This window comes from Nonomuraea sp. NPDC050328, from assembly GCF_044459405.1.
Classification (GTDB): Bacteria; Actinomycetota; Actinomycetes; order Streptosporangiales; family Streptosporangiaceae; genus Nonomuraea.
This window is the reverse complement of the sequence record NZ_JBITIW010000013.1, coordinates 94703-107723: the sequence shown is the minus strand read 5'-3', so window position 1 is coordinate 107723 and position 13021 is coordinate 94703. Positions and strand designations below refer to the sequence as shown.

Here is a 13021-nt window from a genome sequence, read left to right as displayed (position 1 = left end):
CGTGATCGTACGGCCGGGCGCCCTGATGGGCATCAGGGACGAGCTGGCCGACCGTCCCTGGGAAGGGCCCGGCGAACACTGGCCCGACGACTACCCCGGCGTCGTCGGCGGCCGTGACCTCAAGGCGGGCGGCACGTGGCTGGCCGTCCACCGCGAGAGCGGGCGGGTGGCCGCCCTCCTCAACGGCCGCGGCACCCTCGCCCCCGAGACCGACCGCGTCTCCCGCGGCGACCTGCCGCTGCGCGCGGTGACCGTGGGCGGCCTGCCCGAGGTGGACCTGACCAGGTACGACCCCTTCCACCTCGTCTACACCGACCGCGCCGGCGGCCGGCTGTGGAGCTGGGACGGCGAGCAGCTCACCGAAACGCTCCTACCGGACGAGACGGTCATGATCGTCAACGACGGCATGGAGGGCCCGCGCGTCACCGCGCACCTCGACCGCTTCCGCGCCACGAGCGACTGGTGGTCGGTGGTCGGCGACGAGCCCGCGGCCGACCCCAGCGCGCTCCTGCTGCACTACGAACTGCCCGACGGGCGGGTCTACGCCTCCCTGTCGATCACCCTGGTCACCCCGCAGAGCTACGAGTTCCGGCAGATAGGCTCAGACCATGAGATCGTGGTCCGCTCCTGACATCACTCGGCTTCCCGGCGAGAGTGTTCCGCTCCGGCTCTACGACACCGCCGCCCGGCGGGTCCGGCAGACCGACCCGGGGCCCACCGCGCGGATGTACGTCTGCGGCATCACCCCCTATGACGCCACCCACCTGGGCCACGCCAACACCTACCTGGCCTTCGACCTGGTCGGCCGGGTGTGGCGGGACAACGGGCACGAGGTGCACTACACCCAGAACGCCACCGACGTGGACGACCCGTTGCTGGAACGTGCCGAGCAGACCGGCCAGGACTGGCGGGCGCTGGCCGAGCGTGAGATCGAACTGTTCCGCACCGACATGACCGCCCTGCGGATGATCCCGCCGCAGGAGTACGTCGGCGTGACGGAGGTCATCGACCGGGTGGCGGCGCTGGTGGAGCGGCTGCGGCCGCTCACCTACGACCTCGACGGCGACGTCTATTTCAGCCGCGCGGACGCGCCCAAGTTCGGCGAGGTCTCCGGCTACTCCGAGGCCGAGATGCTCGCCCTGTCGGCCGAGCGCGGCGGCGACCCCGACCGGCCGGGCAAGCGTGACCCGCTCGACTGGCTGCTGTGGCGGGCCGAGCGCCCGGGCGAGCCGGCCTGGGACAGCAGCCTCGGCCGCGGCCGGCCCGGCTGGCACATCGAGTGCACCGCGATCGCCCTGGACCACCTCGGCGCGGGCTTCGACGTGGCCGGCGGCGGCTCCGACCTGATCTACCCGCACCACGAGTGCGGCGCCTCCGAGGGGCACGCCGCCACCGGCGAGTGGCCCTTCGCCCGCTTCTACACCCACGCCGGCATGGTCGCCCTCGACGGCGAGAAGATGTCGAAGTCCAAGGGCAACCTGGTCTTCGTCTCCCGGCTGCGCGCCGAGCACGACCCGATGGCCGTCCGCCTCGTGCTGCTGGCCCACCACTACCGCGCCGACTGGGAGTACACCCCCGACCAGCTCGCCGACGCCGAGGCCCGGCTCGACCTCTGGCGCCGCGCCGTCGCCTCCGGCTGCGGCCCGCACGCCGAGGAACTGCTGGCCACCGTACGGCAGCGCCTGGCCGACGACCTCGACGCGCCGGGCGCCGTGGCCGCCTTCGACGACTGGGCGCGGAAGGCCCTGGACGGCGAGGGCGAGCAGCCGACCGACCTCGCGGCCAAGGTCGCCGACACCCTTCTCGGAGTGAAGCTCTGATTCGTGGGCAGTCGGGTCATGAGTCGAAAGGAGAGACCATGCCGACTGCCCGTGACATCATGACCCCGGACTGCACCTGCGTCAGCGCCGACGAGACGGTTCTCGACGCGGCCGACAAGATGGCGAGGCTCGATGTCGGGTCACTGCCCATCTGCGGCCCGGACAACAAGCTCAAGGGCATGCTCACCGACCGCGACATCGTGGTGAAGGTCCTGGCCAAGGGCAAGGACCCGAAGTCGTGCCTGGCCGGCGAGCTGGCCCAGGGCGAGGCGGTCACGATCGGAGCCGACCACGACACGCGGGAGATCCTGCGGACGATGGCCCGGCACAAGGTCCGCCGCCTGCCCGTCATCGACGGCCACACCCTGGTGGGCATCGTCTCGCTGGCCGAGGTCACCCGCGCGGTGCCCGACGCCACCGTGGGCGACCTGCTGGACGTGCTGACGTCCGACTGAGTCCCTGAGACACCGCGCCCGCTGAGGGCGTCCGTGGCCGCCGGCCCCTTCCGGGCTCGGCGGCCACGCCCGTCTCAGCTGCCGGAGGCCAGCAGCTCGGTCGCCGAGCCGCGGGCCAGTTGCCGGTAGACCTGTTCCACCTGCTCGGCCACGCGCGGCCAGCCGTACCGTTCCTGGGCCCGGCGGGCGCCGGCGCGGCCGAGCCTGAAGCGCAGCTCCGGGGCCTCGAGCACCCGCCGCAGCGCGGTGGCCAGCGCCAGCGGCTCGCGCGGCGGGACCAGCAGGCCCGCTCCTGCGACGGTGTCCAGGTGCCCGCCGACCGCGGAGGCGATCACCGGAACGCCGCAGGCCATCGCCTCGACCGGCACGAGCCCGAACGGCTCGTACCACGGCACGCTGGCGACCACCTGCGCCGAGCGCATCAGCGCGGGCACCTGGTGGCGCGACACGCTGCCGAGCACCCGCACCCGCCCGGCCACGCCGAGGGTCAGCGCCAGCTCCGCCAGCCGCCGGGCCTCCTTGTCGTCGGCCGAGCCCCCCGCGACCACCAGGTGCGCCTCGGGCAGCTCGGCCAGGGCGCGCACGACGGTTTCCACGCCCTTGCGCGGCACGAGACGGCCGATGCTGAGGATGCGGCCGGGTACGGGCCGCCCGCCCGGCTCGGGGCAGAAGGTCTGGAGATCGACGCCGCACGGCACGATCGAGATCCGCTCGGCCGGCACGCCCATCGCCCGCAGCTCGGCGACCTCGTCGGTGCAGGTCGCCAGCACCGCGTCGGCCTGCCTGCCGAGCCGGGCCTCGGCGGCCAGCCGGACCCGCGGGCTGGTGTCGGCCGCGCCCTGCCAGCGGCGCTTGACCGTGCCGAGCGCGTGGTAGGTCTGGACGACCGGGATGCTGCCCCGGGCGGCCTCCAGCGCGGCCAGCCCGCTCATCCAGAAGTGCGCGTGCACCACGTCGGGCCGGCGCCGCCGCCAGCCGCGGGCCAGGTGCCCGGCGAACTGCGCCATGTAGGGCGGCAGGTCGTCCTTCGGGATGGGCAGCGGCGGCCCGGCGGGCACGTACTCCACCCGCACGCCGGTCGGCAGCGTGACGGCCCGCTGGCCCAGTGCGGTGCGCCGGGTGTGGACCACGACGTCGTGCCCGCGAGCGGCCAGCGCGGCGGCCAGGCAGGAGACGTAGACGTTCTGCCCGCCGGCGTCCACGCCGCCGAGGGCGGCCAGCGGGTCGGCGTGTTCCGAGATGAGATCTACCTTCATGGCGTCAGCTCCCTGTGGCCTGGACGGCCTGCTCGGCGCCCGCCGAGGTCAGGCATGGACGGGCCCGCCGCCGGGTGTTCGCGGCCGCCCGGCGGCGTGAGCCATCGCCCGGCCGCGGCCCCTCGCCGGGGGCGTGGCCGGGTGCGAGGTTCTGTCGTGCGGCTCCCGCGAGAGGACGGGGCCGGATGTGCCGTGCGCACCAGGTCGCGGGTCGGCCCGGCCTTCGGACCGGGGTCGGCGGTGGTCGGCTCGGGTGGCTTCAGGACCGCCTTTCGTACCCGCGCTGTCGCGGTAACGGCTACCTGTGGGAGCGACGGTCAAACCTCACCGGCCCTCCGCCAGGCACGGGCCGTTTGCCGGGCGTGCCGCCGGGTAGCTCCCGGACACTTCCAGGAGGTGCCGAGTGTCCAAGTCCCGCCGTCCCGCAGCCGTCCTTTTCGACCGTGACGGAACGTTGATCCACGACGTGCCCTACAACCGCGATCCTTCCCTGGTCCGGCCCATGCCGGGCGCCCAGGCCGCGTTGCGCAGGCTGCGTGACGCGGGCGTGCTGGTGGGCGTGGTGACCAACCAGTCGGGCGTGGCCCGCGGCCTGATCTCGCCCGACCAGTTGCACCAGGTGAACGAGCGGGTGGAGGAGTTGCTCGGCCCGTTCGACGCCTGGGCGATCTGCGTGCACGACGACATGGACGCCTGCTCGTGCCGCAAGCCGCGGCCGGGCCTGATCATCCGGGCGGCGGCGATCATGGACATCAGCCCGCTCGACTGCGTCATGGTGGGCGACATCGGCAGCGACATGAAGGCCGCGCGGGCGGCCGGCGCGCGGGCGATCATGGTGCCCACGCCGGCGACGCGGCCCTCGGAGTTCGCCGAGGCCGACGAGCTGGCCGCGAGCCTGCCGGAGGCGGTGCAGCGGATCATGGAGATGGAACCGGTGGACACGCTCAACCATCTGATCGCGGGCGGCGCGTTGCACCCGGCGCAGATCGCGAGCTGGAGCCGCTGGTGAGGTGTGAGGGCGGAACGCGGGGGTAGGCGCGGGTTTTTCCGATCTGTCCCTCCGGGGACGGAACTCCGACCTCGGAGGCATGGAGACCTCATGACCCACGCGTACGACTGGTCCCACCGGGCCGCCTGCCTGGACCAGGACCCGGACCTGTTCTTCCCCATCTCCCCGCTCGGGCCCAGCCGGTCCCAGATCGCGCACGCCAAGGCGGTCTGTGGCCGGTGCCCGGTGCGGCGCCCGTGCCTGGAGTACGCGGTGGAGACCCGCCAGCAGCACGGCGTCTGGGGCGGTCTGGAACCCGGCGAACGCCGCGCGGCGCGCTACGCCCCCCGGGCCGCCTGACCCGCTACAGCGGGATCAGCACCCCGTCGAGGTGGTCGACCTCGTGCTGGAGGATCCTGGCCAGCATGCCGATCGCCCGGACCGTCAGCGGCTTGCCGTACATGTCGCGGCCGCGGGCGGTCACCGCGAAGGAACGCTCCAGCGGCCGCCACCGCCCCGGCGCGGACAGGCACGCCTCGTCGGCGATCACCTTGCGGCCGGACAGCTCCAAACGCGGGTTGACCAGGTGCCCGGCCCGCCCGTCGTAGTCGAAGACCAGCACCCGCAGCGGGACGCCGATCTGCGGCGCGGCCAGCCCGGCGCCGCCGGCGGCCGAGCGCATGGTCAGGGTGAGGGACTTGACGAGTTGCCGCAGCTCCTTGTCGAAGGCGGTCACCGGTTCTGCTGCGACCCGGAGGGCCGGATCATCGTAGGCGCAGATAGGCACGCGGAACTCCCCGATGCGTCGCGACGTCAGAGCCAGGATTCCCCGCATGCCGCCGAGTCAACCGTGTCCGGGTGTTACCGGCATGTTGCCCGGGTGACCGGGAAGTAACCGCCGCACAGCCGCTCCGTGGCCAAGTGCGTAACCGCACTTTCCTAGCCTCCGGATCATGATCTCAGACTGGCGGCCGGACGACCCGGCCTTCTGGCGAGCCACGGGGCGGCGTGTCGCCCGGCGGAACCTGGTCTTCTCCATCCTGGCCGAACATCTGGGCTTCACCGTCTGGACGGTGTGGAGCGTGGTGGCGGCCCAGCTCGGCGCCTACGACTTCAGCACCGACCAGCTCTTCTGGCTGGTGGCGCTGCCGAACCTGGTGGGCTCGGCGCTGCGCCTGCCGTACACCTTCGGGCCGGCCCGCTTCGGCGGGCGCGACTTCACCGTGTTCAGCGCGCTGCTGCTGCTCATCCCGGCGCTGGCGCTGGGCTGGGCGGTGGGCTCGCCGGACACGCCGTACTGGGTCTTCCTGCTCATCGCGGCCACCGCCGGGTTCGGCGGCGGCAACTTCGCCTCCAGCATGGCCAACATCACGCACTTCTACCCGCAGTCGCGCCAGGGGGCCGCGCTCGGGCTGAACGCGGCCGGCGGCAACATCGGGGTCAGCTCGGTGCAGCTCGTGGTGCCGCTGGTCATCGGGGCCTTCGGCCTCGCGGCGGCGGGCTGGTTCTGGGTGCCGTTCATCGTGGTGGCCGCCGGCTGCGCCTGGCTGTTCATGGACAACCTGGCCACCGCCAAGGCCTCGCCGCGCGAGCAGCTCGCGGTGGCCGGCAACGGCCAGACGTGGCTCATGTCCTTCCTCTACATCGGCACCTTCGGCTCCTTCATCGGGTACTCCACCGCCTTCCCGCTGCTGGCCAAGAGCCTGTTCCCGGGCTCGGCCTGGCAGACGGTGGCCTTCCTCGGCCCGCTGCTCGGCTCGCTGGTGCGCCCGGCCGGGGGCTGGCTGGCCGACCGGCTCGGCGGAGCCCGGGTCACGTTGTGGAACTTCGCCGCCATGGCCGGGGGAGTGGCGCTGGTGTGGCTCGCCGTGGGCTCGGGCGACTTCTGGCTGTTCGCGCTGGCCTTCCAGGCGTTGTTCGTCACCGCGGGCCTGGGCAACGGCTCCACCTACCGGATGGTCCCGGCCATCTTCGGCGCGCTGGCCGCCGCCTCCGGCCACAGCCCCGAGTACGGCAGGCGCCAGGCCGCCGCCGCGGTCGGCATCATCTCCGCGGTCGGGGCGTTCGGCGGCTTCCTCATCAACCGCGCCTTCGGCATGTCCTTCGCCGCCGGCGGCAGCCCGGCCCCCGCCTTCCTGGCCTTCGGCCTGTTCTACGCCGCCTGTTTCGCCACCACGTGGTGGTGCTACGCCCGGCCGGTCGGCGCCGCGCGGCTCGCTCACGCCCGCGTGTGAACGACCGTTAGCACGTTGGTAACAGAAGGGACCTCGGTGTGAAATCACCGCTGAGCACCATCAAGCCCGTGAAGACGCACTGCCCTTACTGCGCACTCCAGTGCGGCATGACGGTGACGCCGGGCTCGCCCGCGACCGTCGCGCCGCGCCGGGACGTGCCCGCCAACGCGGGCGGCGCGCTGTGCCAGAAGGGCTGGACCGCGGCCGACCTGCTCGCCCATCCCGACCGGCTGACCGCCCCGCTGCTGCACGGCGAGCCGGCCTCCTGGACGGCGGCGCTCGACCACGTGGCCGGGCGGCTGCGCGCGCTGCGGGCCGAGCACGGACCCGACTCGGTGGCGGTCTTCGGCGGCGGCGGCCTCACCAACGAGAAGGCCTACACGCTGGGCAAGTTCGCCCGGGTCGCGCTGGGCACGAGCCAGATCGACTACAACGGCCGCTTCTGCATGTCCTCGGCGGCGGCCGCGGCCAACCGGGCCTTCGGGCTCGACCGCGGGCTGCCGTTCCCGGTGACCGACCTGGCCGAGGCCGACGTCGTGCTGCTGGCCGGCGCGAACGTGGCCGAGACGATGCCGCCGCTGGTGCGGCACCTGACCGGGCCGCGCCTGATCGTCATCGACCCGCGCCGCTCGGCCACCGCCAAGCTGGCCTGGCTGCACCTGCGCCCGCTGCCCGGCACCGATCTCGCCCTCGCGCTCGGGCTGCTCCACCTGGTGCTGGCCGAGGGGCTGGCCGACGAGGCCTACCTCGCCGCGCGCACCACCGGCTTCGAGGCCGTGCGCACCTCGCTGGCCGCCTGGTGGCCCGAGCGCGTCGAGCGCGTCACCGGGGTCCCGGTGGCCCGCATGCGCCAGGCCGCGCACGCGCTCGGCCGCGCCGACCGGGCCGTCGTGCTCACCGGGCGCGGCGCCGAGCAGCACGCCAAGGGCACCGACACGGTCACCGCCTTCATCAACCTCGCCCTCGCGCTCGGCCTGCCCGGCCGCCCCGGCTCCGGCTACGGCTGCCTCACCGGCCAGGGCAACGGCCAGGGCGGGCGCGAGCACGGGCAGAAGGCCGACCAGCTCCCCGGCTACCGCCGTATCGACGACCCGGCCGCCCGCGCGCACGTCGCCGGGGTCTGGGGCGTGGACCCCGCCAGCCTGCCCGGGCCCGGCCGCAGCGCCTACGAGCTGCTGGAGGCGCTCGGCACCCCGGACGGGCCGCGAGCGCTGCTGCTGTTCGGCTCCAACCCGGTCGTGTCCGCCCCCGCCTCGCTGCGGATCACCGAACGGCTCAAGGCGCTCGACCTGCTGGTCGTCGCCGACTTCGTGCCCTCGGAGACCGCCGCCCTGGCGCACGTGGTGCTGCCCACCACCCAGTGGGCCGAGGAGAGCGGCACCATGACCAATCTGGAAGGCCGCGTCCTGCTGCGCCGCCGGGCGGTCGACCCGCCCGCCGGGGTCCGCTCCGACCTGGAGGTCCTGCGGGAGCTGGCCGGACGGCTCGGCCACGACTTCGCCGCCGAGCCCGCCGAGGTCTTCGACGAGCTGCGCCGCGCCAGCGCGGGCGGCCCGGCCGACTACGCCGGGATCAGTCACGAGCGGCTGGCCGCCGGGACCGGCCTGTTCTGGCCGTGCCCCGCGCCGGAGCACCCCGGCACTCCGCGCGTCTTCCTCGACCGGTTCCCGACCCCCGACGGCCGTGCCCGCCTCGTCCCGGTCGAGCACCGGCCGCCCGCCGAGGAGACCTGCGCCGACTACCCCGTCTACCTGACCACCGGCCGGCTCCTGGCGCACTACCAGAGCGGCGCCCAGACCCGCCGGATCGCCGCCCTCATCGAGGCCGCCCCTGAACCCTTCGTCGAGATCCACCCCGACCTGGCCGCCCAGCTCGAGATCGGCGCGGGCGACCTGGTCGAGGTGACCAGCCGCCGGGGCACGGCGCGCGGCGTGGCCCGCGTCACCGACGCGGTGCGGCCCGACACCGTCTTCATGCCCTTCCACTGGGAGGGCGCCAACCGTCTCACCAACCCCGCGCTCGACCCGCTCTCGCGCATGCCGGAGTTCAAGGTCTGCGCCGTCCGACTGGAGCGTGTGGCATGAGACTCGTCGTCGTGGGCAACGGCATGGCCGGGGCCCGGCTGGTCAGCGAGGTGCGCGCCCGCTCGGCGGACCTGCGGGTGACCGTCTTCGGGGCCGAGGCCTGGCAGCCCTACAACCGCGTGCTGCTGTCGGAGGTGCTGGCCGGCAGCCACGGGCCCGAGCAGGTGCGCCTGCTCGACCCCTCCTGGTACGGCGAGCACGACGTGCGGGCCGTGCTCGGCACCCGCGTCACCGCCATCGACCGCGAGACCCGCGCCGTCGTCACCGAGGACGGGCGGCGCGAGCCGTACGACGTGCTGGTGCTGGCGACCGGCAGCGAGCCGCTGGTGCCGCCCATCCCCGGCGTCGAGCGGGCGATCGCCTTCCGCACCCTCGACGACTGCCGGCGCATCCTCGCCGAAGCCGGCTCGGCCGCCCGCGCGGTCGTGGTCGGCGGCGGGCTGCTGGGCATCGAGGCCGCCCGCGGGCTGGCCGGGCGCGGCCTGCCGGTGACCCTGCTGCACCTGGCCGGGCACCTGATGGAACGCCAGCTCGACGCCGAGGCCGGGCTGGTGCTCGGCGAGACCCTGGCCGGCCTCGGCGTGGAGATCCGCACCGGCGTGCACGTGGCAGAGGTCCTCGAAGACGGCGTACGGCTGGCCGGCGGCGAGCACGTGGCCGGCGAACTGGTCGTCCTGGCCTGCGGGGTGCGCCCGCTCACCGGCCTGGCCGAGGCCGCCGGGCTGGAGGTGCGGCGCGGCATCGTCGTCGACGACGAGCTGCGCACCGACGACCCGAGCGTCTTCGCCGTCGGCGAGTGCGCCGAGCACGACGGCCACGTCTACGGCCTGGTCGCGCCCGCCTGGGAGCAGGCCGCGGCCGCCGCCGAGGTGATCACCGGCGGCAAGGCGCTGTACCGCGGCTCGCGGCTGGTCACCCGGCTCAAGGCCCGCAGCGTGGAGCTGGCCGCGATGGGCGAGACGCAGCTCACCGAGGAGCACGCCGAGGTGGTGCGCTTCAGCCACCGCGCCCGCGGCACCTACCGCAAGCTCGTGATCAGGGAGGGCCGCCTGGTCGGCGCGATCGTGCTGGGCGAGAGCGACGCCGTGGGCACCCTCACCCACCTGTTCGACCGGGGCGGCCCGCTGCCCGGCGACCGCGCCGGGCTGCTGTTCCCCGGCCTGGCCGGGAGCGCTCCCAGCGCGCCGAGCCCGACGCGCATGCCGGACGCGGCCAAGGTGTGCCACTGCAACAACGTCACCAAGGGACAGATCCGCTCGTGCTGGGAGGCCGGGGCGCGCGACGTGGCCGCGGTGGCCGCCGCCACCCGTGCCACGACCGGCTGCGGCACCTGCCGCGAAGCGGTGGAGGGAATCGTCGGATGGCTGTGCGAGCAGGAAGGGGCGACCGCGTGACGCGCCTGGTGGTGGCCGGGTACGGCCCGGCCGCGCAGCGGCTGGTGGAGACGCTGCGCGAGCGCCGTTTCGGCGGCGAGATCGTGGTGCTGGGGGAGGAGTCCCGGCCCGCCTATGACCGGGTGGCCCTGACCACCCACCTCACCGAGGGGGCCGACCTGGCCTACCCGGTGCCCGAGGGCGTCACCACCCGGCTGGGGGCGCGCGTGGTCTCCGTCGACCGGGAGGCCAGGGCGGTGCTCGTCGAGGACGGGCGGCGGGAGCCGTACGACGTGCTGGTGCTGGCGACCGGGTCGGCGCCGTTCGTGCCGCCGGTGCCCGGCGCCGGGCTGGCCTTCGTCTACCGCACCATCGACGACCTGGAGGCCATCCGCGCCGCCGCGCGGGGGGCCAGGACCGGCGTGGTGGTCGGCGGCGGGCTGCTCGGCCTGGAGGCCGCCGACGCGCTGCGCGGCCTCGGGCTGGAGACCTCGATCGTCGAGGTCGCGCCCCGGCTGATGCCGCGCCAGGTGGACGAGGGCGGCGGCGCGGTGCTCAAGGCGCACATCGAGGCCCTGGGCCTGGCCGTGCACGCGGGCGAGATGCTGGAGCGCATCGAACCGGGCAGGGTCGTGCTGGCCGGGGGCCGCGAACTGGCCGCCGACGTGGTGGTCTTCTCCGCCGGGGTACGGCCGCGCGACGAGCTGGCACGCGGCTGCGGGCTGGAGGTCGGCGAGCGCGGCGGCATCGTGACCGACGCCGGGATGCGCACCAGCGACCCGGCGATCTACGCCATCGGCGAGTGCGCGCTGGTCGGCGGCACGGTCTACGGCCTGGTGGGGCCCTGCTTCACCATGGCCGAGGTGGCCGCCGACCGGATCATGGGCGGCGGCGCGGAGTTCGGCGGGGCGGAGACCTCGACCAAGCTCAAGCTGCTCGGCGTCGAGGTCGCCCAGTTCGGGGCGATGACCGGGGCCCTGGACGTGGTCTACATGGACCCGGTGGCCGGGGTCTACAAGCGGCTGTTCTTCAGCGACGACGCGGCCACGCTGCTCGGCGGCATCTGCGTGGGCGACGCCTCCCCGTACACCGCGCTGAAGGGCTTCGTCGGCAAGGCGCTGCCCGCCGCCCCCTCCGACCTGCTCTTCGCCGGTTCGGGGGTGGCGCTGGACCTGCCGGACGAGGCGTCGGTCTGCTCGTGCAACAACGTCAGCGCCGGGACGATCCGCTCGGCGATCGCCGAGCGCGGCCTGACCGAGGTGGCCGGGATCAAGGCCTGCACCCGGGCCGGGGCCACCTGCGGGTCGTGCGTGCCGATGCTCAGGCAGCTTCTGGAGCGCTCCGGCGTCGAGGTCGGCAAGGCGCTGTGCGAGCACTTCACGCACAGCCGGGCCGAGCTGTTCGACATCGTGCGGGTGCGGGGCATCGCCACCTTCTCCGAGCTGGTCTCGGCGCACGGGACCGGGCGCGGGTGCGACATCTGCAAGCCGGTGGTCGCCTCCATCCTGGCCTCGCTGCGCGGCGAGCACGTGCTGTCCGGCGAGCTCGCGGCACTGCAGGACACCAACGACCACTTCCTCGCCAACATCCAGAAGAACGGCACCTACTCCGTGGTGCCCCGCATCCCGGGCGGCGAGCTGACGCCCGAGCGGCTCATCGTCATCGGCGAGGTGGCCCGCGACTTCGGGCTCTACACGAAGATCACCGGCGGGCAGCGGATCGACCTGTTCGGGGCCCGGGTCGAGCAGTTGCCACTGATCTGGAAGCGCCTGGTCGAGGCCGGGTTCGAGTCCGGGCACGCGTACGGCAAGTCGCTGCGGACGGTCAAGTCGTGCGTCGGCTCCACCTGGTGCCGGTACGGCGTGCAGGACTCCGTCGGGCTCGCCATCGCCCTCGAACTGCGCTACCGCGGGCTCCGCGCCCCGCACAAGCTCAAGTCGGCCGTCTCCGGGTGCGCCCGGGAGTGCGCCGAGGCGCGCGGCAAGGACTTCGGGATCATCGCCACCGAGCAGGGCTGGAACCTGTACGTCGGCGGCAACGGCGGCTTCCGGCCCCGGCACGCCGACCTGCTGGTGGCCGACGTGTCCACCGAGGAGCTGGTGCGGGTGATCGACCGGTTCCTGATGTTCTACATCGCCACCGCCGACCGGCTGCAGCGGACCTCGGCGTGGCTGGAGTCGCTGGAGGGCGGGCTGGAGTACCTGCGGCAGGTCGTGGTGGAGGACTCGCTGGGGATCTGTGCCGAGCTGGAGGCGCGGATGGAGCGCCACGTCGCCGGATATTTCGATGAATGGCGGGCGGTGCTCGACGATCCGGACAAGCTCCGGCGTTTCACCAGCTTCGTCAACGCGCCCGGCGTGCCCGACCCGTCGATCGCCTTCGAGACCGAACGCGAGCAGATCAAGCCGGTCCTGATTCCCCTGGAGGTGTCGTCCCGATGAACCCGAGCCCGTCCGCCACCCTGACCTGGACCCCGGTCTGCCGGGTGGCCGACCTGCTGCCGGAGCGAGGCGCCTGCGCGCTGGTCGGCGGGCGGCAGGTGGCCCTCTTCCGCGACCACACCGGGCACCTGCACGCCCTCGACAACCTCGACCCCTTCAGCGGCGCGCACGTGCTGTCGCGCGGCATCGTCGGCAGCCGCGGCGGCGAGCCGACCGTCGCCTCGCCCATGCACAAGCAGGTCTTCTCGCTGCGGACCGGCGCCTGCCTCGACGACCCGGCGGTCACGGTCGCCACCTACCGGGTCCGCGCCCGCCACGGCGTGGTGGAGGTCGCCGTGTAGCCCCCTCGCGCCGTTCACCCCGTCCCGCC

General features: G+C 74.0%; 12 protein-coding genes. 10 read left to right on the top strand and 2 right to left on the bottom strand.

Annotated features, from left to right (window positions below; all coding sequences use genetic code 11):
* Position 1: 1 nt before the first annotated feature.
* The 3 genes from ACIBG7_RS37060 to ACIBG7_RS37050 are packed head-to-tail and all read left to right on the top strand — an operon-like array spanning position 2 to position 2275.
* Positions 2 to 631, top strand: coding sequence for an NRDE family protein (locus ACIBG7_RS37060; RefSeq protein ID WP_397339272.1), 630 nt, complete (start codon positions 2 to 4; stop codon positions 629 to 631).
* A complete protein-coding gene (mshC, locus tag ACIBG7_RS37055) occupies positions 609 to 1820 on the top strand; it encodes a cysteine--1-D-myo-inosityl 2-amino-2-deoxy-alpha-D-glucopyranoside ligase (RefSeq protein ID WP_397339271.1) in 1212 nt (403 codons plus the stop codon). Before ACIBG7_RS37060 ends, mshC begins: the two co-directional genes overlap by 23 nt.
* Before the next feature lie 38 nt (positions 1821 to 1858).
* The gene (locus ACIBG7_RS37050) at positions 1859 to 2275 is read left to right on the top strand and encodes a CBS domain-containing protein (protein ID WP_357931612.1); all 417 of its coding nucleotides are present in this window, start codon (positions 1859 to 1861) and stop codon (positions 2273 to 2275) included.
* Between the two features lie 74 nt (positions 2276 to 2349).
* Here ACIBG7_RS37050 and ACIBG7_RS37045 read toward each other — a convergent pair whose 3' ends face one another.
* Positions 2350 to 3531, bottom strand: a complete 1182-nt coding sequence (locus tag ACIBG7_RS37045) for a glycosyltransferase (protein ID WP_397339270.1) — start codon at positions 3529 to 3531, stop codon at positions 2350 to 2352.
* Between the two features lie 403 nt (positions 3532 to 3934).
* On the opposite strand from ACIBG7_RS37045, the gene ACIBG7_RS37040 reads away from it, so the two are divergent.
* Both ACIBG7_RS37040 and ACIBG7_RS37035 read left to right on the top strand, forming a co-directional pair.
* Entirely contained in the window at positions 3935 to 4540 is a 606-nt protein-coding gene (locus ACIBG7_RS37040) for an HAD family hydrolase (protein WP_357931618.1), read from the top strand.
* 90 nt (positions 4541 to 4630) lie between these two features.
* Complete coding sequence (locus ACIBG7_RS37035) at positions 4631 to 4879, top strand: WhiB family transcriptional regulator (protein ID WP_357931620.1); 249 nt, start codon at positions 4631 to 4633, stop codon at positions 4877 to 4879.
* Between the two features lie 4 nt (positions 4880 to 4883).
* Here ACIBG7_RS37035 and ACIBG7_RS37030 read toward each other — a convergent pair whose 3' ends face one another.
* Positions 4884 to 5354, bottom strand: coding sequence for a peptide deformylase (locus ACIBG7_RS37030; protein ID WP_397339268.1), 471 nt, complete (start codon positions 5352 to 5354; stop codon positions 4884 to 4886).
* Positions 5355 to 5472: 118 nt separating this feature from the next.
* On the opposite strand from ACIBG7_RS37030, the gene ACIBG7_RS37025 reads away from it, so the two are divergent.
* The 5 genes from ACIBG7_RS37025 to nirD all read left to right on the top strand — a co-directional run bounded on the left by ACIBG7_RS37025 (position 5473) and on the right by nirD (position 12992).
* Complete coding sequence (locus tag ACIBG7_RS37025) at positions 5473 to 6753, top strand: MFS transporter (protein ID WP_397339266.1); 1281 nt, start codon at positions 5473 to 5475, stop codon at positions 6751 to 6753.
* Between the two features lie 68 nt (positions 6754 to 6821).
* Entirely contained in the window at positions 6822 to 8837 is a 2016-nt protein-coding gene (locus ACIBG7_RS37020) for a molybdopterin oxidoreductase family protein (RefSeq protein WP_397339265.1), read from the top strand.
* Complete coding sequence (locus ACIBG7_RS37015; protein ID WP_397339264.1) at positions 8834 to 10231, top strand: FAD-dependent oxidoreductase; 1398 nt, start codon at positions 8834 to 8836, stop codon at positions 10229 to 10231. The genes ACIBG7_RS37020 and ACIBG7_RS37015 overlap by 4 nt, the downstream gene beginning before the upstream one ends.
* Positions 10228 to 12651 carry a nitrite reductase large subunit NirB gene (gene nirB / locus ACIBG7_RS37010; RefSeq protein ID WP_397339263.1) on the top strand — a complete coding sequence of 808 codons (2424 nt, stop codon included), beginning with the start codon at positions 10228 to 10230 and terminating at the stop codon, positions 12649 to 12651. Before ACIBG7_RS37015 ends, nirB begins: the two co-directional genes overlap by 4 nt.
* On the top strand, positions 12648 to 12992 hold the full coding sequence (gene nirD, locus ACIBG7_RS37005) for a nitrite reductase small subunit NirD (RefSeq protein WP_357931637.1): 345 nt from the start codon (positions 12648 to 12650) through the stop codon (positions 12990 to 12992). Before nirB ends, nirD begins: the two co-directional genes overlap by 4 nt.
* The last annotated feature ends 29 nt before the right edge of the window (positions 12993 to 13021 follow it).

Coding starts and splice junctions, on each gene's coding strand:
- mshC (WP_397339271.1), top strand. CDS start 609: ATGAGATCGTGGTCCGCTCCTGACATCACTCGGCTTCCCGGCGAGAGT.
- ACIBG7_RS37050 (WP_357931612.1), top strand. CDS start 1,859: ATGCCGACTGCCCGTGACATCATGACCCCGGACTGCACCTGCGTCAGC.
- ACIBG7_RS37045 (WP_397339270.1), bottom strand. CDS start 3,531: ATGAAGGTAGATCTCATCTCGGAACACGCCGACCCGCTGGCCGCCCTC.
- ACIBG7_RS37035 (WP_357931620.1), top strand. CDS start 4,631: ATGACCCACGCGTACGACTGGTCCCACCGGGCCGCCTGCCTGGACCAG.
- ACIBG7_RS37030 (WP_397339268.1), bottom strand. CDS start 5,354: ATGCGGGGAATCCTGGCTCTGACGTCGCGACGCATCGGGGAGTTCCGC.
- ACIBG7_RS37025 (WP_397339266.1), top strand. CDS start 5,473: ATGATCTCAGACTGGCGGCCGGACGACCCGGCCTTCTGGCGAGCCACG.
- ACIBG7_RS37015 (WP_397339264.1), top strand. CDS start 8,834: ATGAGACTCGTCGTCGTGGGCAACGGCATGGCCGGGGCCCGGCTGGTC.
- nirD (WP_357931637.1), top strand. CDS start 12,648: ATGAACCCGAGCCCGTCCGCCACCCTGACCTGGACCCCGGTCTGCCGG.